The 24,846-nt window shown below is 38.3% G+C and carries 24 protein-coding genes; 4 read left to right on the top strand and 20 right to left on the bottom strand.

Annotated elements, in window-relative coordinates:
• Positions 1-49: 49 nt before the first annotated feature.
• The 6 genes from MHB65_RS05665 to MHB65_RS05640 form a co-directional block, all read right to left on the bottom strand.
• On the bottom strand, positions 50-1,717 hold the full coding sequence (locus MHB65_RS05665; RefSeq protein WP_205442011.1) for a ribonuclease J: 1,668 nt from the start codon (positions 1,715-1,717) through the stop codon (positions 50-52).
• Between the two features lie 278 nt (positions 1,718-1,995).
• Positions 1,996-2,895, bottom strand: coding sequence for a 4-hydroxy-tetrahydrodipicolinate synthase (dapA, locus tag MHB65_RS05660; protein WP_205442010.1), 900 nt, complete (start codon positions 2,893-2,895; stop codon positions 1,996-1,998).
• A gap of 13 nt (positions 2,896-2,908) precedes the next feature.
• Positions 2,909-3,946, bottom strand: coding sequence for an aspartate-semialdehyde dehydrogenase (locus tag MHB65_RS05655; RefSeq protein ID WP_205442008.1), 1,038 nt, complete (start codon positions 3,944-3,946; stop codon positions 2,909-2,911).
• An 82-nt stretch (positions 3,947-4,028) separates the two neighbouring features.
• A complete protein-coding gene (locus MHB65_RS05650) occupies positions 4,029-4,619 on the bottom strand; it encodes a dipicolinate synthase subunit B (RefSeq protein ID WP_004224962.1) in 591 nt (196 codons plus the stop codon).
• On the bottom strand, positions 4,613-5,392 hold the full coding sequence (locus MHB65_RS05645; protein WP_205442007.1) for an NAD(P)-dependent oxidoreductase: 780 nt from the start codon (positions 5,390-5,392) through the stop codon (positions 4,613-4,615). The genes MHB65_RS05650 and MHB65_RS05645 overlap by 7 nt, the downstream gene beginning before the upstream one ends.
• A gap of 9 nt (positions 5,393-5,401) precedes the next feature.
• The gene (locus MHB65_RS05640) at positions 5,402-5,665 is read right to left on the bottom strand and encodes a hypothetical protein (protein WP_004224966.1); all 264 of its coding nucleotides are present in this window, start codon (positions 5,663-5,665) and stop codon (positions 5,402-5,404) included.
• 142 nt (positions 5,666-5,807) lie between these two features.
• On the opposite strand from MHB65_RS05640, the gene MHB65_RS05635 reads away from it, so the two are divergent.
• From MHB65_RS05635 to MHB65_RS05620, 4 genes are read left to right on the top strand one after another with little or no spacing between them, the layout of a single operon-like run.
• Complete coding sequence (locus tag MHB65_RS05635; protein WP_342442723.1) at positions 5,808-6,185, top strand: GntR family transcriptional regulator; 378 nt, start codon at positions 5,808-5,810, stop codon at positions 6,183-6,185.
• 1 nt (position 6,186) lies between these two features.
• Positions 6,187-7,029 carry an ABC transporter ATP-binding protein gene (locus MHB65_RS05630; RefSeq protein ID WP_342442722.1) on the top strand — a complete coding sequence of 281 codons (843 nt, stop codon included), beginning with the start codon at positions 6,187-6,189 and terminating at the stop codon, positions 7,027-7,029.
• 2 nt (positions 7,030-7,031) lie between these two features.
• Positions 7,032-7,658 (top strand): ABC-2 transporter permease, encoded by a 627-nt coding sequence (locus MHB65_RS05625; RefSeq protein WP_342442721.1) that lies wholly within the window; start codon positions 7,032-7,034, stop codon positions 7,656-7,658.
• A 10-nt stretch (positions 7,659-7,668) separates the two neighbouring features.
• Positions 7,669-8,283 (top strand): ABC-2 transporter permease, encoded by a 615-nt coding sequence (locus MHB65_RS05620; RefSeq protein ID WP_342442720.1) that lies wholly within the window; start codon positions 7,669-7,671, stop codon positions 8,281-8,283.
• A 37-nt stretch (positions 8,284-8,320) separates the two neighbouring features.
• On the opposite strand, the gene MHB65_RS05615 is transcribed toward MHB65_RS05620, so the two are convergent.
• From MHB65_RS05615 to infB, 14 genes are all read right to left on the bottom strand, one after another.
• Positions 8,321-8,815 (bottom strand): pyridoxamine 5'-phosphate oxidase family protein, encoded by a 495-nt coding sequence (locus MHB65_RS05615; protein WP_205442001.1) that lies wholly within the window; start codon positions 8,813-8,815, stop codon positions 8,321-8,323.
• Positions 8,816-8,826: 11 nt separating this feature from the next.
• Complete coding sequence (locus MHB65_RS05610) at positions 8,827-9,609, bottom strand: ABC transporter ATP-binding protein (RefSeq protein ID WP_342442719.1); 783 nt, start codon at positions 9,607-9,609, stop codon at positions 8,827-8,829.
• Positions 9,609-10,601 (bottom strand): iron ABC transporter permease, encoded by a 993-nt coding sequence (locus tag MHB65_RS05605; RefSeq protein ID WP_342442718.1) that lies wholly within the window; start codon positions 10,599-10,601, stop codon positions 9,609-9,611. Before MHB65_RS05605 ends, MHB65_RS05610 begins: the two co-directional genes overlap by 1 nt.
• A gap of 17 nt (positions 10,602-10,618) precedes the next feature.
• Positions 10,619-11,617, bottom strand: coding sequence for an ABC transporter substrate-binding protein (locus tag MHB65_RS05600; RefSeq protein WP_342442717.1), 999 nt, complete (start codon positions 11,615-11,617; stop codon positions 10,619-10,621).
• Positions 11,618-12,391: 774 nt separating this feature from the next.
• On the bottom strand, positions 12,392-13,615 hold the full coding sequence (locus MHB65_RS05595) for a pitrilysin family protein (RefSeq protein WP_205441997.1): 1,224 nt from the start codon (positions 13,613-13,615) through the stop codon (positions 12,392-12,394).
• Positions 13,616-13,706: 91 nt separating this feature from the next.
• Positions 13,707-15,821: a polyribonucleotide nucleotidyltransferase gene (pnp, locus tag MHB65_RS05590; protein WP_342442716.1), complete on the bottom strand. Its 2,115-nt coding sequence runs from the start codon at positions 15,819-15,821 to the stop codon at positions 13,707-13,709.
• A gap of 715 nt (positions 15,822-16,536) precedes the next feature.
• Entirely contained in the window at positions 16,537-17,874 is a 1,338-nt protein-coding gene (locus tag MHB65_RS05585; protein ID WP_342440973.1) for an IS4 family transposase, read from the bottom strand.
• Positions 17,875-18,426: 552 nt separating this feature from the next.
• Positions 18,427-18,948 carry a DoxX family protein gene (locus tag MHB65_RS05580; RefSeq protein WP_205441995.1) on the bottom strand — a complete coding sequence of 174 codons (522 nt, stop codon included), beginning with the start codon at positions 18,946-18,948 and terminating at the stop codon, positions 18,427-18,429.
• Between the two features lie 477 nt (positions 18,949-19,425).
• A complete protein-coding gene (gene rpsO, locus MHB65_RS05575; protein WP_008178982.1) occupies positions 19,426-19,695 on the bottom strand; it encodes a 30S ribosomal protein S15 in 270 nt (89 codons plus the stop codon).
• 173 nt (positions 19,696-19,868) lie between these two features.
• Complete coding sequence (gene ribF, locus MHB65_RS05570; RefSeq protein ID WP_205441994.1) at positions 19,869-20,816, bottom strand: riboflavin biosynthesis protein RibF; 948 nt, start codon at positions 20,814-20,816, stop codon at positions 19,869-19,871.
• A 13-nt stretch (positions 20,817-20,829) separates the two neighbouring features.
• On the bottom strand, positions 20,830-21,741 hold the full coding sequence (gene truB, locus MHB65_RS05565; RefSeq protein ID WP_342442715.1) for a tRNA pseudouridine(55) synthase TruB: 912 nt from the start codon (positions 21,739-21,741) through the stop codon (positions 20,830-20,832).
• Positions 21,742-21,855: 114 nt separating this feature from the next.
• Positions 21,856-22,197: a 30S ribosome-binding factor RbfA gene (rbfA, locus tag MHB65_RS05560; RefSeq protein ID WP_205441992.1), complete on the bottom strand. Its 342-nt coding sequence runs from the start codon at positions 22,195-22,197 to the stop codon at positions 21,856-21,858.
• A 77-nt stretch (positions 22,198-22,274) separates the two neighbouring features.
• Entirely contained in the window at positions 22,275-22,553 is a 279-nt protein-coding gene (locus MHB65_RS05555; protein WP_036121391.1) for a DUF503 domain-containing protein, read from the bottom strand.
• Positions 22,553-24,841, bottom strand: a complete 2,289-nt coding sequence (gene infB / locus MHB65_RS05550; protein ID WP_205441991.1) for a translation initiation factor IF-2 — start codon at positions 24,839-24,841, stop codon at positions 22,553-22,555. The genes MHB65_RS05555 and infB overlap by 1 nt, the downstream gene beginning before the upstream one ends.
• Positions 24,842-24,846: the final 5 nt, after the last annotated feature.

The following is a 24,846-nucleotide window of genomic DNA, read 5'->3' as shown; positions in this document are numbered from 1 at the left end:
CCTTTTTCATTTATTTTTTCCTCAAAGCATATACGATGAGCTTGTTCAATTAATATTCCATAATAATAGGAATAATCATTGGGCGACGTTTTGTTTTTTGGAATAAATACGTATTGAGAGTATCTCGAATTTCTTGTTTAATATTCGTCCATTCAAAGGTTTCTTTCCCAACATACTTTTCAATCACATTCTTCGCAATGTCAGATGCCTCAATCATTAATTCCTCTGATTCTCGTACATAGACAAAGCCTCGTGATAAAATCTCTGGGCCTGAGGCAATTTTCTTTTGTGCTCGATTTAATGTTACCACCACAATGAAAATGCCATCCTGTGATAATAATTTTCGGTCACGAAGTACAATATTACCTACATCGCCTACACCAATACCGTCAATCAAGACATTACCAGCTTGTACACGACCACTCATGCGCATTTTATTATTTTTATATTCTACGATATCCCCTTTATCGGCGATAAAAATTTGGGATTTTTGCATACCAAGCTGTTGTGCTAATTTGGAGTGCGCAATTAGCATACGGTATTCACCTTGTACAGGAATAAAATATTTTGGCTGCATTAAGTTTAGCATCAGCTTTAAATCTTCTTGACTACCATGTCCTGAAACATGAACATTTTTGCTAGAAGTCAAAATTTCAGCGCCTGCTTTTGACATCGAGTTCATTGCATTCGCCATTTGTACTTCCATACCTGGAGAAGGTGTAAAGGTGATTAATACTGTATCACCTTGTTTAATTTTAATGTCACGATGGTGCTTACGGACAATTTTTTCTAAAGCATCGAGCGGTTCTCCTCTATTGCCTGTTGCAATAATGATAATTTCATCATCTTGATATTTTTGCATTTCCGAAATTGGAATAATTGTATCTTCTTCAACTGTTAAATAACCAAGCTGTACGCCTAGATCAACCGCTTTTTCCAATGGTTTACCCACAATCACAACTTTACGGAATGATTTCTGGGCTTGGGCAAAAACTTGTTGAATACGAATAAAATTCGATGCATAAACAGCTACTAAAATACGACCTGGTGCTGAGTGGAATGTTTTTGATAATTGTTCTTCAATGACAATCTCTGATGTTGTATATCCTGGTCGCTCAGCTTCGCAAGACTCAGATAATAGAATAAATACGCCGTCTTCGCCTAGCTGTGCCATTTTTGCTAAATCAGGTTTAAATTTACCTGTCGCTGACTGGTCGAATTTAAACTCTCCTGTATGAACAATCGCGCCTTCAGATGTATGGAACACTACCCCTAACGAATCGGGAATACTATGTGTTGTGTGGAAGAATGTTACATACGTTGAGTTAAAATTCATACGACTACGGTTTGTTACTTCAAAAAATTTCACCTGATGTGGTGCAGGTAATTCTTTTAAATGTTCCTTTGCTAATGCAATGGTTAATTTCGATCCGTACACAGGTGCCTTAATTTTTTGTAAAACATAGGCAATAGAGCCGATCGCATCTTCATGACCATGTGTTAAGAAAATACCTTTCACACGTTCTTTATTTTCTTCTAAGTACGTAATGTCTGGAATCACGATATCTATACCTAACATTTCATCTTCTGGGAACATTAAGCCGCTATCCACCACAAATAGCTCTTCATCAATTTCTACTACGTACATTGCTTTCCCAATTTCGCCAACACCCCCAAGAGGGATGATGCGGATTAATTCATTTTTCTTTTTTGTCAATTTATTTCCTCCTAAAAAATATCCCGAACAGCAACCACTTAACATTTATTATACGGTTTGCAAAGCTTTTGCACAAATTAAAAATACATGTTTCATGTTGGAAATAGATTTTCTTACTATTTGCTTATTACTTGCAGATGGAAAACAAATATTGGATATCCTGTATAAATAGAGTCAAATAAGTATTTGTGAGGACGAGGAGTTACGGATTTATGAAATTTTTTTTTACTTTATGCATACAAAAAACGAGGCTGATAGAGTTTCAGCCTCGTTGCTATTTATCTAAAACTTTTCGCTTTTTCTTGATACGTATCCCAAATTCGATCAAAATTAGCTTTCTCTTCATCTGTCATTTCCATCATTGGCAAACGAACATTGAGTGTATCAAAGCCTAATTTTGTCATCGCATATTTAATCGGCGAAGGGTTGGGTTGAGCGAACAGCGCACGTACTAAAGGTAATAAGGCTCTGTGAATTTTGGCTGCTAGCTTATGATTTCCTTCTTCAAACGCTTTAATCATTAATTGCATATCATTGCCTACCACATGGGCCGCTACAGAAATAACACCTGCTCCGCCAATGGCCATTAGTGGGAGTGTTAAACCATCATCCCCACTATACACTAAGAAATCATCATCTGGATCAACGTTCTCAATAACATCACCCATCTGATCTAAGTTACCGCTCGCTTCTTTAATCCAAGCAATATTAGGAATCTTGCTTAAAGCAACAGAAGTTTCATAGGCAACATTGACACCAGTACGCCCTGGGACATTATAGAGCATAACAGGGAGACTCGTTTGTTTAGCAATGGTTTCAAAGTGAGCAAAAATCCCACGTTGATTAGGCTTATTATAGTAGGGAGCTACAAGCATAATGCCGTCCGCTCCATTTTCTTCTGCTTTATGTGTCATAGCGATAGAGTAAGCTGTTTCATTGTCCCCAGTACCTGCAATAACAGGTACGCGACCTGCTACTTTCTCTACTGTAAAGCGCACAACTTCAATTTTTTCTTCAGTAGACATAGTTGGGTTTTCAGAAGTCGTACCACAAGCAACAATACAATCTGTACCGTTGTCTATTAAATGATTAATAATACGTTCTAGTTCTGGATAATTAATCGTGCCATCATTTTTGAACGGCGTAATCATAGCCGTTCCAATTCGACCTAAATTCATCCTTACACCCCTCTTATAGTAAGTTATCCTCAAGCATTGCTTCTGCAATTTGGATAGAGTTTAATGCGGCGCCTTTTAATAAATTGTCAGAAACGATCCATAGATGGAATCCTTTGCTGTTGTCTAAATCTTGACGGATACGTCCTACAAAAGTAGCGTCTTCCCCTTCTGCATAAATAGGCATTGGGTAAGTTTGTGTTGCAATATCATCTTGTAATACCACACCTGGTGCATTGCGTAATACGTCAAAAATCTCTTGGATTGACGCTTCTTTCTCTACCTCAATATAAACAGATTCAGAGTGACCTGAAACGACTGGCACACGAACGCAAGTAGCAGCTACTTTTAGCTCTGGTGCATGCATGATTTTTTTCGTCTCATTAATCATTTTCATTTCTTCGTATGTAAATCCATTATCTGTGAATTTATCGATTTGTGGAATGACATTACGAGCAATTGGGTAATGACGTTTATCACTACCAGACGGTAAAATATTTGCTTCTACATCTTTACCTGCATCCCAGTTTTCGCTTTGTGCCTTTAATTCTTGGATCGCAGAAATCCCCGCACCCGATACTGCCTGATAAGTTGAAACGATTACTTTTGTTAAACCAAATGCATTACGAATTGGTTCAAGTGCAGCTACCATTTGAATTGTAGAGCAGTTTGGATTCGCAATAATCCCTTTATGCTTCGCTAAGTCGCCTCGATTCACTTCAGGCACGACAAGCGGTACCTCTGGATCCATACGAAAATGGCTCGTATTATCAATAACTACTGCACCACGCTTAGCTGCTTCTGGTGCAAGCACAGCTGATACTGAACCACCAGCTGAGAATAAAGCGACATTGACGCCTTCGAAAGCCTCAGGTGTCGCTTCTTCAATTGTATATGTTTCACCATTAAATTCGATTGATTTTCCTGCTGAACGAGCAGAAGCTAGAAATTTAATATGTCCAATCGGAAATTTACGTTTAATTAATTGCTCCATCATTTTCGAACCTACTGCTCCTGTTGCCCCAACAACCGCAACTGTTAACTGCTTTGTCATCTGTCATCTCTCCTTGAATACATGTTCCATAATGTGTGCTATTGTATCACAAAAATACTGAAAATTGTGTGTAATCTCTTATTTATTTGAAATATTGTATCAACAGCGGTTGTAATTGCTTTTTCTGCGTAATTGCTGCATGAACAGTATCCACCATTTGTTCAAAATCAGCAATTAAAGAATTTGGTTTGGAGTGGGGGGCATCCTGACCAAATGGGATAAAGTATATATTTTTGGCATTTAACAACTTCATAATATTTATGCCATTTAAGCCTAGTGCATCATTTGTGGAAATACCTAAAACTACAGGCGAACCATTACGCAAAGTTGCCTTCGCTGCCATTAAGACAGGACTATCTGTTGCTGCATTAGCAAATTTACTTATGCTATTGCCCGTCATGGGTGCGATGACCATTGCATCTAATGGATTGGATGGGCCAAATGGCTCCGCCTCTTTTATAGAAGAAATAACTTTTTCTCCTGTCAATGCTTCTATTTTGGCAATCCATTCTTCACCAGTACCAAAGCGGGTAGCTGCATGTAAAACGGAATGCGTAATGATTGGAATAACTGTTGCTCCGACATCAATAAAATTTTGAATTTTAGGCACTACATCTTCATACGTACAATGAGAAGCAGTAATACCTAGGCCTATTCGTTTCCCCGTTAGCAATTTTCTTCCTCCTCTATTGCCTTGCACAATATTGTAGCTGCGTCATGTGCAAAGTATTTCCCAGGCAATGATGGCAATAGTACATATGTTTGTAATTGCTCAGTATCTATATCTAAACAGCCTGGCTCGGAGGCCAAGTCATATAATACTGCTGGAACATGCTCTATAAAAGACTCTGTAATCCATTTAGCAGGAATTGTATTAATAAAAATGCCATCCGTAATAGACCATTGACGATCATCTAAATTCGTGGCTTTATAACCATATGCTTTTGCTTCACTCACTTGTACAACAGAACGTGCAACAATATGAACATTCGCACCCATTTTAACTAGTAAAGAGGCGAGCATTTTGGCGATGCGCCCAAAGCCTGCGATTGTGAAATTTTGTCCGTAAATACATTTTTGCTCGAGTCCGTAAAACGTGGCGATAAATCCCTCCGCTGTTAACCGAGCATTTTGCCAAATAAAAGATTCTTGCTGTAAATAACAAATCGATTCATTCTTCTCTAGTAATTGCTTCCAATGCATAGTTAATCGACCTGTATAAAATTTCACTTGTGATATACCATAGAGCTGCTCAACTTCTATTTTTAATGGAAGAATCGGCAGTATGATTTTATTAGGTTGGTATTCTAAAACAAGTTTATTTAACTCCTCGTTCCATACGGTCGTTCTTTTATAAAACACTGTTCTCGATGGACTTCTTAGCATTGTAGCTAGTTCCTTTAACCGCGAGTCCTCACCGATAACAAGCCATTTTTCGTTTTCCAAAAGCTCACCTCACTGTAAATATTCTGACTGTACTGTTGATGTCTTATTAAATAAAATACGATCTTCACCAATTAAAATAATTTCATGCCAAGGTATCATTTCACTAACTTTCATTTTCTTTTTTTGGAATGGTAGTTTATCTTTCACAATTTCAAAACCATGTATTTTCCCTGTTTGCACATCTAATAGGCATTCTGTATGTGCCAAGATGCCAAAATGTACGCCACCCTCAATTTGAATTAACTCCTTATCCACCATCTCAGATAGTAGCATGCCTCATCTCCCTCCTTGAGCCGTTACCTCAATATATGCCGAGTTTTTGCAAATCGTGACCCCTACCAAAAGTACGAAAATGTTGCATTTGCATTACCATATGTATATACTGTATATATACAGTTATAAGAGGTGATGATTTGTGCATATCCATTTGAGTAATGCGAGTGAAAAACCTATTTATGAGCAAATCACCATACAGCTCAAAGAAGCTATTTTAGCCAATAAATTACAGGCAGGTGATGCTCTACCGTCTATCCGTGCCCTAGCAAAGGATTTAAAAATAAGTGTGATGACCACTAAACGTGCTTATGCTGATTTAGAGCGAGATGGTTTCATTGAAACAGTTGCTGGTAAAGGGAGCTTTGTCACAGAACGCAACCAAGACTTTCTACGCGAGGAGCTATTAAGGCAGGTAGAGGAGCATTTGCAAAAGGCAGTAAAAGTAGCGACAACGGCTGGTCTTTCTAGTGAAGAATTGCAAGAACTACTATCTTTAATGTTAGAGGAGGATAAGTAAAATGAACGCCATTGAAATTCATGATTTACATAAGGGCTTTGAAGGCTTTTCTCTAAAAGATATAAGTTTTTCCGTCCCACAAGGAACTGTTATGGGCTTTGTTGGAGAAAATGGAGCTGGAAAATCAACAACGATAAAATGCATGCTAAATTTATTAAAAAAAGAATATGGCGAAATTTTGCTATTTGGCAAAGATCATGTCGAACATGAGTTATCGATAAAAAACGACATCGGCGTGGTATTTGACGATTTACATGTACCGGAAACGCTAAATGCGACGCAACTCGACAAAATCATGAGAAAAGTATTTCAAACATGGGATTCAGGCTATTATTTTGATCGATTAGCTCAATTTAATGTGCCAAAGAGGAAGAAGATTAAGGAACTATCACGAGGGATGAGGATGAAGCTATCGATCGCATTAGCATTGGCACATCATCCAAAATTATTGATTTTAGATGAACCAACAAGTGGATTAGACCCTATTATTCGGGATGAAATTTTGGATTTATTTTTAGCATTTATGCAGGATGAAACACATAGCATTTTATTTTCTTCGCATATTACAAGCGACTTAGAAAAAATTGCTGACTATATTACGTTGATTCATAATGGTGAAATTTTATTGAGTGAGAGTAAAGATGCTCTATTATATGAATATGGGATTTTCAAAGGGAACCGTGAGGAAGTAAGTGACTTACCAGAGCATGCTATCCTGAGAACACGTCCTGGTGCGTTTGGAATAGAAGCTTTAGTTCTGAAAAATGAAGTAAATGAGGCTTTCAGACTTGAAAGACCTTCTATAGAAGATATCATGCTATTTTTTGTGAAAGGTAGTGTTTGAATATGGTAGGTCTTATCCTCAAAGATTTAATGACTATTCAACGTCAAATGAAGGCACAGGCATTTGTTCTATTATTTCTTCTTATGATGGCGATATTTATGCAGCAAAGCTCAATGCTTCTAGCTGTTGTTGTCTTTATTGTAACGATACAAGCCATAACTGCCCTTAGCTACGATGAACAAAGTAACTGGGATAAGTATGCCAATACTTTGCCAATTTCTAAAGGGGATATAGTTCTTAGTAAATATATACTTAGTGTTGTGCTAATGATTATCGGTCTTGTGACGGCTTTACCTCTCCTATTTTTTATTAAAATTTTTACCAATAACGAAATCACTTCAGAATTTTTTCTAACGTTTAATTTGATTGTAACATTGGCGCTCTGTCTGTTAGCCGTATTACTACCTATCTATATTCAATTTGGCTCTATTAAAGGAAGGATAGTCCTCATTGCGCTTTGTTTTATCCCTGGCTTCTTAATGGGGATGTTTAAACAGTATATCCCTGATACGACCCATACCTTTTTATATTTAAAGCAATTTATCTATGTAGCACCTTTTGTCGGGCTTATACTGCTATGCCTCTCCTCTCTAGTTTCTACAGCTATTTATAAAAGAAAAGAGTTTTAGGAGGGATTTCATGCGAGCACTGTTGTTACAAAGAATTGTCGTACAAAAATGGACTATTCTTTTTGCAATGACGATATGTTTACTTCTTCATTTTGTTCATTTACCTTTTGTAGATAGTCCTTCTATCGGATTATTTATTGTCGTTATTTCAGCCAACCTTGTAGATAATTTATATAGAGGTGATCGTCAAGTAAAGTGGACAGTATATGTCAATACACTACCTCTATCAAAGAAAACACAATTGCAATCCGATTTTTTATTTTGCTATGGCCTTATTACATTACTCTTTATTATCCTAGCGCCAATGTATTTTTCACAACCTGGAGCAAATGAAAATTTTATAGAGCATTTTGCTATGTACTTTGCTTTTATAAGTAGCGCTTCTTTCCTCATCTGTAGTCAATTTTATATTCAGCAACTGGAGGAAACGGAGGGAATGCGAACGGTTAGAATGCTTACAGCTAGCGTGCTTATTATTCTTTTAAATTTTGTCATTCATTACTACTTATCACTAGTAGCAGCCAATTTATTCATTTTGTTGTTGCCAACATTGATTAGTGTCTTCATCAGTTTTATTGTGTTTCACAAATGTCTTCATTTATATATGACAAAAGAAATCTGTTAAACATTCAGCAAAAAAATAGGCTGCCTAAATTGGCAACCTATTTTTTATCAATTACAACATGGATTAATGTGTCATTAGCTAGATCAATTGTAAAGGCTTTACCAAATCCAACGACATAGCGTCCATCTAGTGGTGTTAACTCAAACAATGAGAAATCGAGTGAACGCAACATTTCCATCATCTTGGCATTAAATAGCTGGTCGAAGGCAGCAAATACCTCTTCATGGCCGTCATTCCCTAAATTTTTAGGCTGACATTGCCAACGTGCTCGCTCTGTGGCAAATGGATTAGCTGTTACAGCCTCATCCGCTACACAAATTAAATCGACTACTTCTGATTGCTCCATTAGCTGGTAATGTTCAGCAATGCGACTAATATAGACATAAAATTTTCCGTTCAGACGTACAAATGGCGTCGTACTACTAAAAGGTTTGCCATCTCCATCTACAAAACTTAGTACACAATTTTTCTTGCTTTGAATAAATGTTTCATACCCCTGTTTTACTTGTTCAATATCCACTGCTTTCGGCATCTTATTTCCTCCTATACTTTCACCGTATTTTTTAATTGCACCCGTGGAGAATTATCCCACGAGACATATTGAATTTCTGCCTCCATGCGATAAATTTGTTGGATCATCTGTTCCGTCATGACCTCATCAGGTGTTCCCATTTGTGCCCTCCAGCCATCCTTTACGACCACGATTTGATCGCTATAGCTAGAAGCCTGGTTTAAATCATGGAGCACCATCACAACGGTCATTCCCATGTCACGATTAAGCTCCCTCACTAATTCTAGCACTTCATGTTGATGAGCAATATCTAAGAAGGTTGTAGGCTCATCTAATAATAGAACTTGGGGACGCTGTGCTAAAGCCATGGCAATCCACGCACGCTGTGCCTCCCCACCTGATAAAGCAACAATAGGCTTTTCTTTGTAATGGGCAAGATAGGTCTTTTCTAATGCCCAATCGATAATAGCCTCATCCTCTGCATTGAGACGTTCAAACCACTTTTTATGTGGATAACGACCATAGGCAACTAAATTTTTAACAGATATATCGCTTGGAGCTTGATTCTGTTGACTCAACATACACATTTTGCGTGCGATTTGCTTTGAGGATAATTGACGCATATTTTCTCCCTCAAACAGAATGGTTCCTGCATTGTACGGCTGCATTCGCGCAATCGCTTTTAATATCGTCGACTTACCAGAACCATTTGGTCCAATGATCGATAGAATTTCGCCTTGTTTTACTTCGAATGAAAAATTATGGACAACTTCCTTTTGTTCATAGCTGATGGATAGCTGTTCAATTTTTAACATTAAAACGCCCTCTTTCTCATTAGGTATAAGAAGTAAGGTCCACCGATAACAGCCATTAAAATCCCCGCTGGAATATCCAGTGGTGCAAATAATGTACGTCCACCAGTATCGGCAATCAATAAGACAATCGCCCCCATGGCCATACTCATAGGCAACATATACTTATAATCAGAGCCCACAAGTAAGCGTGCCATATGCGGTACGATTAATCCTACAAAGCTAATCATGCCAACTGCCGCAACCGAAATGGCTGCTAGAAAGACAGCTAAAATAGATAACATAATACGAATACGGGTTACACTTTCCCCTAAATTGGTTGCGACCTGATCGCCTAAACGAATAATATTCGCTTTACGAATGGCGAAAATAACGAGTATCCAACCAATGATGGCATACACATAAATCATCTGCAGAGAGGCATTGCCTTTAGCTGCGAGACTTCCATTCATCCATTGCACAGCTGATGGCAAACGATCACTATAAAGAATAGACAAGAACCCAATTACCCCACCACATAAAGCATTTACAGCGACTCCCGATAAAATAATGGTGATGGGTGTAATGCCTGTACGTCTCCACGCTAGGGCATAGACTATGGCTGCTGCAATCAAACCACCAACGAAGGCAGCAAGTGGAATTAAGTGTGTAAGCTCTGGATTTGCTAAAAGGATAAGTAGCACAAAGGCTGCGGCACCGCTCGTTACGCCTGTTAATCCAGGATCAGCTAATGGATTGCCCATGACTGCCTGCAATAAGGCTCCCGAAATGGCTATACTTGCACCAATGATTAGTGCTAGCAACACGCGTGGTAGGCGGATATCCCAGATGATGGTTGTGTAGACGCCTTCTTGATTGCGCCCATTAATCAGAGTAGCTAAAATATCGGGAATCGAAATATGAACACTGCCTAACCCGATTGCTACGATGGCTGCTAAAATTGTTACCACAAATGTCGTCATAATAATCATGCGACTTCTTGCTGTATGAATCATACCTCTACCTCACGTACTTATTTATAGAAATAATCTGCAATTGTTGTCAGTGCTTTCTCCGCATTTGTAATCGATGTGACACCGAATGTACTGTAATCAAGCATATAGATTTTGTCATTTTTATAGGCTGATAATTGTTGCCATGCGCTATTTTTTTCAATCTCTTGTTTAAATTTATCTTCATTTGCTCCATGATCACCAGATGCTAAAACAAAAACGATATCTGGATCAGCTACAACTATATCTTCTAGATTCATTGGCGAGTATGTCGATTCTGCTTTCAGCACAGATTTGGCAATATTGTCTGCACCCAATCGTTCTACTAAGCTTCCTAAGTAAGATTGATCATTCATTACCATAAAGGAATCTGATGTTCCAATCACAAGCATCACAGATGGTAATTCTTTTCCTTTCGCCTTTTCTTCCAATTCTTTTTCTTTTGCTACGAGATTTTGTAAGACCTCGTTCATTTTTTCTTCTTTACCAAAGTACGTACCGAGCACTTTGAAGCTTAATTTTAAGTCTTCATATGAATCTGTTGGTAAATAAGCTGTCGGTAAATTCATTCCTTGAAGAGCTTGATCAAGTGAACTTTGTAAAGAAGAAGCCCCAAGTATTAGGTCTGATTGTAAGCTTGAAATAACCTCTAAATCGGGTGACATTGGTGAGCCGATTTTTGTAATGGAATCAAAGTCTGCTGGGATAGGGTTTGTCGATGTTGGTACCCCTACTGGTGTGATGTCCAAAAGATGTAACATTTCTGTTAAAGGCACAGACGTCGTGACAATTTTTTCTGGTGCTGTTGTTGGGAAGCTTGCTAAAGCCTCTTGAAAAGCTTCCTTATCGACACCATCTTGAAATGCCTCTTTTTCTACCTCTGATGTATTTGCTGTTTCTTGTTGTATTTGTGTTGTTTCTTCCTTTAATTCTTTGTCAGCACTTTTCTCTTCTTGATCTGCACATCCAACGAGTGCTAGTGATAATGCCAATGTACTGACTGTAAGCCATTTTTTCATAACGTGTATATCCTCCATTTAAATGAAAATGATTTTCAATATCACCCATACTATCAAAGTTAATTGAGAATTTCAATACCCAACTGATAAAGGAAAAAACATTAAAAAAGGAGAACTTTGAAAATATTCAAAGTGCTCCTCATAGTGTTGAAAAACAAAACAGTCAATTGAAAGGTAGAAATGGATTTCCGTTGCAGGCTACTTGCTTTCCTGTGGGCGAGCGCCGAATCGCTTCCTCCGCTACCGCTCCGTGCAGGGCTTCGCCTGTCTCGCTATCCCACGGGAGTCAAGTAGTCCTTCCACTCCAATCCACAAAAGTGTTACCTTTTTAGCAAAGGTTTTCAAATAAAGTGAAGGTGTTCACTACTCTTTATGGAGGGGTGTTGTCACGCATCACTTCTCCACATTGAAAATAAGAGTTTATCCCCTCTAAGAATAAAGATATTGGGCTATTTGATTGATATGCTAGTATGAAAAAAAGTAAAGACATTTTGCAGCATGGTTGATTGGAGTGGAGCCAGCGTCACTCCTAGGGGATTGAGCGTCACAGAGGAGACCCTGGAGCGAGCGTAAGTGAGTGAAGCGGCTCATCGGACGCCCCCTGGAAAGGACGCTGGCGGAACGGAAATCAACCCCTCACCCTGCTAAAAGATCTTTTTCTGTTAGTGACATGTTCTTTTTTCAACAACATGAGGAGAACTTTGAAAATATTCAAAGGTCTCCTCTTTATATGTTTCAATATAATGGATAAATGCTATCCTTGTTAAAATATTTTTATTCGCTAGGACCAATGATTGAAATAGCTGGTTCTGCTTTTAAAATTTTGGCAATCAGCCGATCTACAGACTCCATCGATACGGCATCTATCGATTTAAGAACCTCGTCTACAGTTCGATGCTTGCGATGGACAAGTTCACTTGTTCCATTGCGATTCATACGAGCACCTGTCCCCTCTAACCCAAGGACAAAGCTACCTTTAAGCTGCTCTTTTGCATTATCTAGCTCCTCCTCTGTAACACCACCTGCTACAATATCTAGTAAAGTGGCATCAATGGTATGCTGGAGCTGTGCTAATTGCTGTCGACTCGTACTACCATAAATCGTAAAAGCACCTACATCGGCATAACACGATTGATAGGAAAAAATAGAATAGGCTAGCCCACGTTCTTCTCGTACTTCTTGAAACAATCGAGAACTCATATTGCCTCCAATAATATTGTTCAGCGCAATAAAGCTATACATATCTGGATCTTTTACACCGATTGCTGGATACGAAATCGCTACATGTGCCTGCTCTGTATCGCGTATTTTTGAAATTTCTCCTGGATAAAATGAAGGATTTGTCAAGACAGGCGCCATGGCATGTGGTGAAGGTTGATAGTGTCCAAATAAATCTTCAATCGTTTGCATAAGCTGAGCTGAAATATTTCCCGCAATAGAAATAACAACAGACTCTGGCCCATAATGTTTATCCATATAATGTCGTATAGCATCTGCTGTAAATGTCTTTAACGTAGCAGCCGTACCAAGTATTGGGCGACCAAGCGCATCATTCGGATACATGACACCCCATAGCTTTTCATGAACATCATCATCAGGAGCATCTTCACTCATTAATATTTCTTCTAATACCACTTGTCGCTCTTTTTCTAATTCTTCTTCCGCAAATGTAGAATTGAAAAACATATCTGCTAGTATTGCGACAGCCAGTTCCGCATGATGATCTAAAACCTTCGCATAGTAACATGTATTTTCTTTCGATGTGAAGGCATTTAACTCTCCCCCAATTCGATCAAATTCTTCAGCAATTTGACGAGCTGAGCGAGTGGTTGTTCCTTTAAACAACATATGCTCAATAAAATGTGTGATACCATTCTCTTCAGGTAGCTCATAGCGAGAGCCAGCATTCACAAAAATGCCTAATGCAACAGACCTCACATGATCTATTTGCTCTGATACAATCCGAACACCATTTTGACATGTATGTACTTGAACCAAAAAATCTCCCCCAATTATAAAAATTCTCTACTAGTCTTTTTGCTACTATTTAAAAAGGCTGCGCAATCATACGCAGCCTTTGGAATCGTTATTATTTTTCTTGTTCAGCGCGTTCTTTTTCCTCTTGTATTACTACTTTACGAGATAAATTCACACGACCTTGCTTGTCAATTTCAATAACCTTCACAAGTAATTGATCGCCAAGTTTTAAGACATCTTCCACTTGCTTTGTACGTTCCTCTTGAATTTCGGAAATGTGTAGCAAACCATCTTTTCCTGGGAAGATCTCACAAAATGCACCGAATTTTTCAATACGTTTCACAGTCGATAAGTAATATTCCCCTACTTTTGCTTCCCGTACGATATCTTCAATAATTTGTTTTGCACGTGCATTCATTTCCTCATTTGCAGAAGAAATGTAGATTGTACCATCTTGTTCTGTATCAATCTTAACGCCTGTCTCTTCAATAATTTTGTTAATTTGTTTACCACCAGGTCCAATCACATCACGAATTTTATCTGGATTAATTTTCACGATGACAATTTTCGGTGCAAATTCAGACAATTTTTCACGAGGTTCAGCAAGTGTTGCAAGCATTGACTCTAGAATATGCATACGACCAACTTTCGCTTGTGTCAGTGCTTCTTCTAAAATATTGCGAGATAAACCGTCGATTTTAATGTCCATTTGTAGTGCTGTTACACCTTTAGCTGTACCAGCAACTTTAAAGTCCATATCACCTAAATGGTCTTCCATCCCTTGAATATCCGTTAAAATGGAATAGTGCTCGCCTTTTTTTATAAGACCCATTGCAATACCTGCAACTGGTGCTTTTAATGGTACACCCGCATCCATCATGGCTAATGTGGAGGCACAGATAGAAGCTTGAGAAGTTGATCCGTTTGATTCAAGTACTTCTGATACACAACGAATTGTATATGGGAAAGCCGATTCATCAGGAATAACAGCTTCAAGTGCACGTTCACCTAACGCACCATGACCGATTTCACGACGACCTGGTCCACGGATTGGGCCTGTTTCTCCTACAGAGAATTGAGGGAAGTTGTAATGGTGCATAAAGCGTTTTGATTCTTCAACACCTAAGCCATCAATAATTTGTACATCACCTAGCGCCCCTAGTGTACAAATAGATAGGGCTTGTGTTTGTCCACGTGTAAATAGACCAGAACCGTGTGTACGTTGTAATAAGCCTGTTTCAGAAGAAAGTGGTCGAATTTCGTCGAGCTTACGACCATCTGGACGAATTTTATCTTCTGTGATTTGACGACGTACTTCTTCTTTCACCATCTTATCAAGAATGTTATACACTTGTTTCATTGTATCGTCATCTGCTTCTTGCTCTTCATAAGAAGCAATAACACGATCTTTAACAGCTTGAATCGCCTCATCACGTGCATGTTTCTCCGCCGTTTGAATTGCATCATGCATATCAGTCTCACAAGCTGCTTTTATATCGGCTTGAATCGCTTCGTCAATTTCAAATAGTGTCACTGGTAACTTTTCTTTACCAACCTCTGCCACAATTTGCTCTTGGAAAGCAATGATTTTTTTGATTTCTTCATGACCGAACATAATCGCTTCTAACATAATTTCTTCTGGTACTTCAAGTGCACCCGCTTCAACCATGTTGATAGCATCTTTGTTCCCTGCTACAGATAAGTGAATTGTTGAGTGATTCGATTGTTCTACTGTCGGGTTTACAATAAACTCTCCGTCAATATAACCAACTTGTACACCTGCGATTGGTCCATCAAATGGAATATCAGAAATAGCTAATGCTAATGAGGAACCAACCATTGCTGCCATTTCAGATGTACAATCAGGATCATTTGACATAACCATAGAAATAACTTGTACTTCGTTACGGAAACCATCTGGGAACATCGGACGAATAGGACGGTCGATTAAACGGCTCGCTAAAATCGCTTTTTCAGATGGACGTCCTTCACGCTTAATAAAGCCGCCAGGAATTTTACCTGCAGCATATAGACGTTCTTCATAGTTTACTGTTAATGGGAAGAAATCAAGTGGTTTTGGTGATTTTGACATTGTTGCTGTAGCAAGTACAGAAGTATCGCCATAGCGTACTAATGCGGCTCCGTTTGCTTGTTTTGCTAACTGTCCTACTTCAATTACAAGTGGACGGCCAGCCCATTCATAGGAATAGACTTTCTTTTCGTTCATTCAATGAACCCCTCTCTATTATAAAAACACTTACTTCGTCTGTATGTACTAATAGTAAGTGTACCAAAAATGCTTGTTCTATGCTAAATAATATTTCATGAAATAATCATACATTTAAATTCAGTTATTGCCAATTTATTTAAGATTTATTTCTATATTTCATTGAAAAAGCATTTTTGGTATATGGATTTTTTTATATTGATTCCTTCTTGACGAAAAGTAATGTATGTAAATGGAAATAACTGCTTCGCTAACATTAGTTTTTCAAGTACAAGTTTAAACAATAGACTCATTATAACATGGAGCTTATCATACAACATCCTATAAGGTAAAAGAAAGTCGGATCATCTAGTAAAATTAATAAGTCAGGCACACAAATACCTCTCACATATAATGGGCGGGGTATAAAACCATCAATAGAATTTTTGTGAAAGGTGAAAAGTGGATTTCCGTTGCAGGCTACTTGCTTTCCTGTGGGCGAGCGCCGAATCACTTCCTCCGCTACCGCTCCGTTTAGAGTTTTGCCTGTCTCGCTATCCCACAGGAGTCAAGTAGCCATAGCCGTGTCCTTAAGAAAATATCAGACATCCTATGCCAGATTTTCGTGTGTTTATCTTCTGTTTAAAATGGGTATTACACAAGGAGTGAGGGAAAAATGGCCTCACTAAATAAACTATACAAATTATCCATCCAAATATTGGGTTTACATCGACTTTTAAGAAGTTTTGCGTTTTTTACACTTTAGGCAAAATGACGAAACGTTTCGGGTGAGCGTATCGAAATAGACATATAGCTGTTTTTTCGAATGCCACATACTTTTTAAAAGTCGATTTATTTGTTTCGCAATCAACCGGACCGTCTTTCTTTCACTAATCCTCCGTTTTCTTGTCACCCACAGATCATTTCTCATCATTCCCATGATCATTTCAGTCAATAAAAGCACAATACTTTGAAGATAGAAATGACATAACCATCGTTCAATCTTCACCTTCTTCATCTTATCGACTTCTAAATCTGATTTCCATGTTTTAAATAAGAGCTCGATTTGCCAGCGTAATCGGTAAAGTTCATGAATTTCACTTGCTGGCATATCCTCTGGTACATTTGTTAAATAGATGACCACTCCAGGTATTTGTTCTACTTCATTTTTATGGACTTGCCCTTGTTTCTTTTGACGTCTTCTTTTTTCCCGCTTGTGTAGCTCTTTTTCCTGTTCCTCTGAGAGGCGATAGAGAATACAACGTGCAGGCATTTTTTCGTGTCGTCCTACAAATAATTGGGACCACTCTTTGTATTCGCCACGTACCATTTCTAATGCGATTTCTTCTAAATGAATTTGTTTGTAACGGCGACTTTCAATCAATTTCCCATTTGGATGACGAGGTGGATGACTTACTTCGACAAACAATTGCGTATCTTTTTTCGTTTTTGTGATATAGAAAGCACCTTTTGCGTGCACCTTTTTAAAAAAATCGAATTGAAAATAGCCTAAATCCTGTAGAACCAGTTCTCTCTCCTGAATCAAAGGTAATCGCGTCATTCCTGCTGGATTATCGGCATCACGTCCGTTCATTAAATCAAAATAAAGTAGCTGTTGGGTTAAATAATCAAACTCCACTTGCACTTTAACAGACGAACAATGGACACCCTGAAAATTTCCCTGATAGGCATCTGGCAATTTGATCGTTGTGCTATCTAAAATACGTATTCGAGTAAATGTGTATCCCGTTAGCTTGGGGAAGGCGAGTTGAAGCTGCGTTTTGAATAATCGTCCAAAAATGGTTTCCAAAAAAGTAACAGCCCGTTCATCAAAGCGTTTATTAAGAGCCGATTTCGTCATAAATATATCCTGCTCCGCCAAGTCCGTACAAAGCGTTTCAAGCGAATCACTGATAATCTCACTCTTTTTCAAAAACAGAAAGTGTAAAAATTGTGCCGCACTAAACGAACGCTCGCGTTGAATAAAACCCGATAATCTACCCACCTCTTTTACTTCATTTTTCCCAAGTATCTGAAAAAGTGGCGCAAGTAATTGAATATTTTCTGGTTTCATTTTGCTGGACCTCCTTTATCAAGTGTACTTATCTATACCTTGATAAGAGAAATATGAACCAACGAATAAAGGAAATCACTAAGGACACGGCTATGGTCAAGTAGCCTTGCACTTCAACCCACTGACTTTTTAGCAAAGGTTTTCAAATAAAGTGAAGGTGTTCACTACTCTTTATGAAGAGGTGTTGTCACGGATCACTTCTCCACATCGAAAATAAGAGCCTATCCTCTCTCTAATAATATAAATAATGGGCTATTTTGTTCAGGAAAAGACATTTTGCAGAATGATTGATTGGAGTGGAGCCAGCGTCACTCCTAGGGGGGTTAGCGTCACAGAGGAGACCCTGGAGCGAACGTAAGTGAGTGAAGCGGCTCATCGGACGCCCCCTGGAAAGGACGTTGGCGGAACGGAAATCAACCCCTCACCTTGCTAATAGGTCTTTTTCTGCTAGTGACATGATTTTTTTCAACAACAATATACCCCACCTATATAATGGGCGGGGTATATTCAGACTAATGAGTAGTCTCCTATATAAGATATGCAAAAAGTTTATTATGTAATTTTAGAAATTGGTTGAACTACTTCTTTTTTCTTATTTCTCTCCATCTTTTCACTTAAGATTGGCATAATAAAGCGGTCAAGCCCAAATTTCCCAGCATTATAACCAGCAACGGCAATAAAGATTGCAAGTAAAATGTCCCAAGGATTACTAGATATAGTACCTGCCATTAAGAAAGCAAAATTCATGACCATACCGAAAAATGCAGCATATGTCGTTAAACATCCCAGAATTAATCCTAGCCCTACTAAAAATTCTCCCCAAGGCACGAGAATATTAATTACCCCAGCATTTGGTAAAGCAAACGATTCAATAAACTTTACATACAGTGGATATGCGAGCTCTTCTCCACTTGTCACTGGATTTGCAATAGCATTGGCTAAAAAACCAGATGCATCAAAGCCATTAAACAGTTTTCCCCAACCTGCTGTAAGCCAATGCCAGCCTAAATAAACACGAATAACTGTTAATATACCTGCGACAATATTATTCTCTCTTAATAATTGGTTAAACATCTTACTCACCCTTCTAAATGATTTAGTTTAAGTTTACATTTCACCATCTGATAATACAGAACGTTTTCTAACCCATAGCCATCGTTTTACTAGTATTCAATGATAGCATTTAGATTGTATGATTGACGCTTATCTACCAATTGTTTCGAGCCTCTATCTATAATTTGCTAGATTATAATTCATGAAAAATAAAAGCAACCTCGCATTCAATTTATCTACTTCAATTGCACTTGCAAAAGATGATTACAATGACTTGAACATGGGCTGTGAAATGTGATTAGAATATATCACCCTTTTATGAAGTATCAAATCATTTTTATCTATCGTTCATCGTAGTGTAAAAAAGTTATGGCTTATTGTTGAACAAAATAACAATCATTATGAATGTTATTTCGTATTGATGATTAGCTACAAAAAAAGACTGTAGACAAACTACTGTTTGTCTACAGTCTAATATAGGATTACTTCTGCTATAAATTAGCGACGTAAGCCTAAACGGTTGATTAGTTCACGGTAACGTTGTACGTCAGTTTCACGAAGATATTTTAATAAGTGACGACGACGACCTACCATTTTAAGAAGACCACGCTCAGAGTGGAAATCTTTTTTGTGTGTACGTAAGTGAGTATTTAGAGCATTGATTTCTGCTGTTAATACTGCAACTTGTACTTCTGGTGAACCAGTGTCACTTTCGTGAGTACGGTACTCAGCGATAATTTCGTTTTTACGTTCTTTTGTAATAGCCATTTGTATGGACCTCCTAAATTATAATTAATCCCCATTAGCACAGTAAACGTTGGAGTCATCGATATACCAAGCTAAGGTTAAGCATTTATGCACTTATGAATGTTACCATAAATCACTTGGTCAAGCAAGTAAAACGTCGAATTAGATCTTCTAATTACGAAATGAAGTAAGGCTTATAGCTCGTTAAAGTAACGAATTGCTTCTTGTTTATCCTTTTCGATTTGCGTCTTCAATGCCTCAATACCATCAAATTTTCGTTCACTTCGAATGCGTTTATACCATGCTACATGTACTTCTTCACCATAGATATTTTTATCAAAGTTTAAAATATGGACTTCAATCGATAATTGCTTATCATTTGGATCTTTGAAAGTTGGTTTATAGCCCACATTGCAAACACCATCATACCAGTTATTTTGCACAAGCAGGCGAACAGCATAGACACCACTTGCTGGAATAAACGTTCCTTCTAAAGCTTGGACATTTGCTGTAGGAAAGCCAATGGTACGGCCACGTTTATCACCATGTACAACAATGCCATTGATTTCAAATGGTCTCCCTAATAGCACTGTTGCTTCTTCCATGTCGCCTTCTTGTAATAGCTTGCGGATACGGGTAGAGCTGATTTTCTCAACATCATCTGTTTTCTTCTCAACAATCGTTACCCCATATTCACCATTGCTTAATACACGCATATCTTCCATTGTTCCCTTACCAAATGCTCCAAACGAATAATCGAAGCCAGCTGTCACATGTTGAATATTTAATCCACGAATAAATGTATCAATAAACGCAGCTGGTGAAAGTTTGGCAAAATCAGAAGTGAAATGGACAACGAATACCGTATCCACACCCTGTTCTTCAAACAACTGTAATTTCTGTTGTAAGAGTGTAATATAAAAAACCTTTTCGTTACGTCCACCAAGGACTAATGAAGGATGTGGATCGAATGTCATCACTGCAGTTGGAATTTGTCGCTTGTCTCCCTCTTCCTTAGCTGCCTTGATAACTGCTTGATGCCCTCTATGTACACCATCGAAAAAGCCAAGAGCTAATGAATACGGCTGGATACTTTCTCGTTGCTGTAATTGATGTGGGTATTTTAAATGAATGACCTCCATTGAAAAAATCCTCCTACTCTATCGTCGGAAACATCTTATGTGGCTTCATCAAACCATCCTTTGTAGGGTGAGCCTGATAAACCGCAACTGCCTTTCCATTGATTCCATACACAATTTTATCATGACTATTTAATAATGCATCTGCTGGAAGCACTTGTCCATTGAAAATTTCTTTTTCATTGGCGTTCGTAATCTCAATATATGGATAGTCTGCTAATGCATACTCGACAGGTAAAATACAGGTAGCCACTTGCTCAGCCTCCATTAGCTCAGCAACCTGTGCTAATGTAAAACAGTTATCCTGTGTAAAGGTACCTGAAGCAGTTCGTACGAGTTCCTTCATATGTGCTGGATAGCCAAGCGCCTCACCAATTTGTACAGCTAATGTTCGTATATAGGTCCCTTTACTGCAAGCGATACGGACTGGAAATGTAATTTCTTGCCCCTCATATTGTGCTAGCTCATCAAGAAGCTCTAAATCATAAATTGTGACTTGACGAGTTGGTCTTTCAACACTTTCGCCTTTTCGCGCATATTCATAGAGGCGCTTCCCATTTACTTTTACTGCTGAAAACATGGGTGGTGTTTGTTCAATAACTCCAGTTAATGAAGCTAAAACCTCTAGCAACTGTTCACGAGAAAATTTTTTTATCGTAAGATTTTCTTCAACGGTTTCACCTTCTGCATCCTCGGTTGTCGTGGTACGACCGATTGAAATAATTGCTTCATAGGTTTTCCCTGCGTCCGTTAAATATTCTGCTATTCGAGTTGCTTGGCCAATACAAATTGGTAGTACGCCCTCAACACCTGGATCAAGTGTACCTGTATGCCCAACTTTTTTTGTCCGCAAAATTTTGCGTAATTTAAAGACACAATCATGGCTCGTCATGCCTCTTTCTTTCCAAAGCGGTAAAATACCGTTCATATAGCTCCTCCCAAATTGCCTACTCTATAATTAATTACTCATTGGCAATATAACCTTTTCCATGAAGATAAAAAGTCTGCCTGCATAAACATGCATGTGGCAGACTTTTTCAGCTTATTCTTTGTGTAAATCTCTTAGCAATGAATCAATACGGTTACCATATTCAATCGATGAATCAAATTCAAAGATTAATTCTGGTGTACGTCGTAAACGAATGCGTGATCCGATTTCAGAACGAATGAAGCCAGAAGCTTTTACTAAAGCTTTTAGCGTTTCTTCACGTTCACGCTCATTGCCTAAAGATGTAATATAAATTGTCGCTTGCTGTAAATCACCTGTTACATCAACACCTGTAACAGTCACAAAACCAACACGCGGATCTTTTATTTTACGGCCAATAATATCGCCAAGCTCCTTTTTCATTTGCTCAGCAACACGGTTTGAACGTAGAGACATAATTTATCACCTCTATTTCGATGTACAGATAGTTGATATTTTATTGCTGTATCACGCTCTCAACTATCTACTGTTACTTATAAATAATCTCGCCACACATCAAGCTGTTCCCATGATGGATTTGACTGCAAATAATGGAGCGCGTGGTTTATTTCCCGTTCAGCTGCATCTTTTGATGAAGAAACAGCAACAAGTCCTAATTTCGTACGCTGCCATACATTTTGATGGTCAATTTCCGCAATAGAAACATTAAATTTCTGCTTTGTGCGGGTAATCATACGCTGTAAAACAGCACGTTTTTCCTTTAACGAATGGGCAGTTTGAATGATGAATTCAACCTCTGCATATACGATCATTAGACGCGTTTAACTTCTTCCATAATATAGGCTTCAATAATATCGCCTTCTCTAATATCGTTGAAGTTTGTAATCGTAATACCACATTCGTATCCTCTTGCCACTTCTTTCACTTCATCTTTGAAACGTTTAAGCGTATCTAGCTCACCTTCAAATATTACTACGTTATCACGGATCACACGTACACCTGAATCACGCGTTACTTTTCCTTCTGTTATATATGAACCAGCAATTGTACCAACTTTTGATACTTTAATTGTTTGACGAACTTCTGCTTGACCAATAATTTTTTCTTCAAACTCTGGATCAAGCATACCTTTCATCGCTTGTTCAATCTCTTCAATTACTTTATAGATAATGCGGTGTAAGCGAATATCTACACCCTCTTCTTCCGCTGCACGTTTTGCATTAACATCTGGACGTACGTTAAATCCAATAACGATCGCATTAGAAGCTGCTGCAAGAGAAATATCAGATTCTGTAATAGCACCAGCACCTGTGTGAATGATTTTCACATTTACGCCTTCTACATCAATTTTCATTAAGGAAGCAGCCATTGCTTCAACAGTACCTTGAACGTCAGCTTTCACAATTAAGTTAAGCTCTTTCATTTCGCCTTGGCTCATTTGTTCAAATAAGTTATCCAGCGTAACACGTTGCTTTTCTGAACGCTGTGCTTGAATTGCTGACATGGCACGAGTTTCCCCAACTTGGCGTGCTGTTTTCTCGTCTTCAAAGACTACGAAGCGGTCACCAGCTTGAGGTACATCATTTAAACCTGTAATTTCTACTGGTGTTGATGGGCCAGCTTCTTTCACACGACGACCTTTGTCATTCACCATCGCACGTACACGACCATACGCATGACCTACAACAATCGGGTCACCCACTTTTAAAGTTCCATCTTGTACTAATAACGTAGCAACAGAGCCACGTCCTTTATCAAGTTGCGCTTCAATAACTGTACCAAGTGCTAAACGATCTGGGTTCGCTTTAAGCTCACCAACCTCAGCTACAAGTAGAATCATTTCAAGCAATGTATCGATGCCTTCACCTTTTAATGCAGAAATTGGTACGAAAATTGTTTCGCCACCCCATGCTTCAGGAACTAGGCCATGCTCTGTTAATTCTTGCATCACACGATCAGGATTTGCTGATGGTTTATCCATTTTATTCACAGCTACAATAATTGGTACTTCGGCTGCTTTAGCGTGATTAATCGCTTCTACTGTTTGTGGCATGACGCCATCATCAGCAGCTACAACTAGAATTGTTAAATCCGTTACTTTTGCACCACGTGCGCGCATTGTTGTGAAAGCTGCGTGCCCTGGAGTATCAAGGAAAGTAATTTTCTTATCGCCTTCCGTTACTTGGTATGCGCCAATATGTTGTGTAATACCGCCAGCTTCTCCTGCTGTCACTTTAGTATTACGAATAGAATCTAATAATGTTGTTTTACCGTGGTCAACGTGACCCATGATTGTTACAACTGGTGGACGTTCCGATAATTCAGCTTCGTTCACTTCTTCTGTTTGCTCGAAGTGTGTTTCTAAATCCGTAATATCTACACGAATTTCTTCTTCCACTTCTACACCATAGTCTGCGCAAATTAATTCAATTGCATCCTTATCTAATTCTTGGTTAATTGTTGCCATTACCCCAAGCATAAATAATTTCTTAATGATTTCAGACGGCTCACGGTGTAATTTTTTTGCTAATTCCGCTACTGATAATGATTCAACAAAAGTAATTTTTTCTGGCAGTTCCTTTTGTTTAACTGGTATAGACGGTTGATGCGTTTTTGGATGGCGACGTTTGCCTCCATGAATCCCTGGTTTTGGACGTTGGTTGTAACCACCGCCACCTCTACGATTATTATTATTATTGTTATTATTATTATTTTGTGTCATATTTCTATTTTGATTACCTTTTGTATTCTTAGATTTTTCGTTAGACGAATTTGAGTTTTGCTGTGCGTGTTGCTGGTTGTTTGCTTTTGGCTTAGAAGTAGCAGATTGCTGCCTTTGTCCTTCTTGCTTTTTCACCGAATGCTGTGGTTTTTGCTGGCCATTTGATTGAGGTTTTTGTGCCATGTTTTGAGTTGATTGTTTTGCTACATTTTTCTCAGGTGTTGCTTTAAATGTTTGATTTAACTTTGCCACAGCGTCTTTCTCTAACATAGACATATGGTTTGTTACACTCACATTTAATTTACTTAGTGCTTCAATAACCTCTTTACTCGTTTTATTCACTTGCTTCGCATATTCATGAACTCTGATTTTGGTCATCTGCT

Source organism: Lysinibacillus sp. FSL K6-0075, assembly GCF_038592945.1.
Lineage (GTDB): Bacteria > Bacillota > Bacilli > Bacillales_A > Planococcaceae > Lysinibacillus > Lysinibacillus fusiformis_F.
The sequence above is the reverse complement of the archived record's forward strand: the minus strand, read 5'-3'. Positions and strand labels throughout refer to the sequence as shown.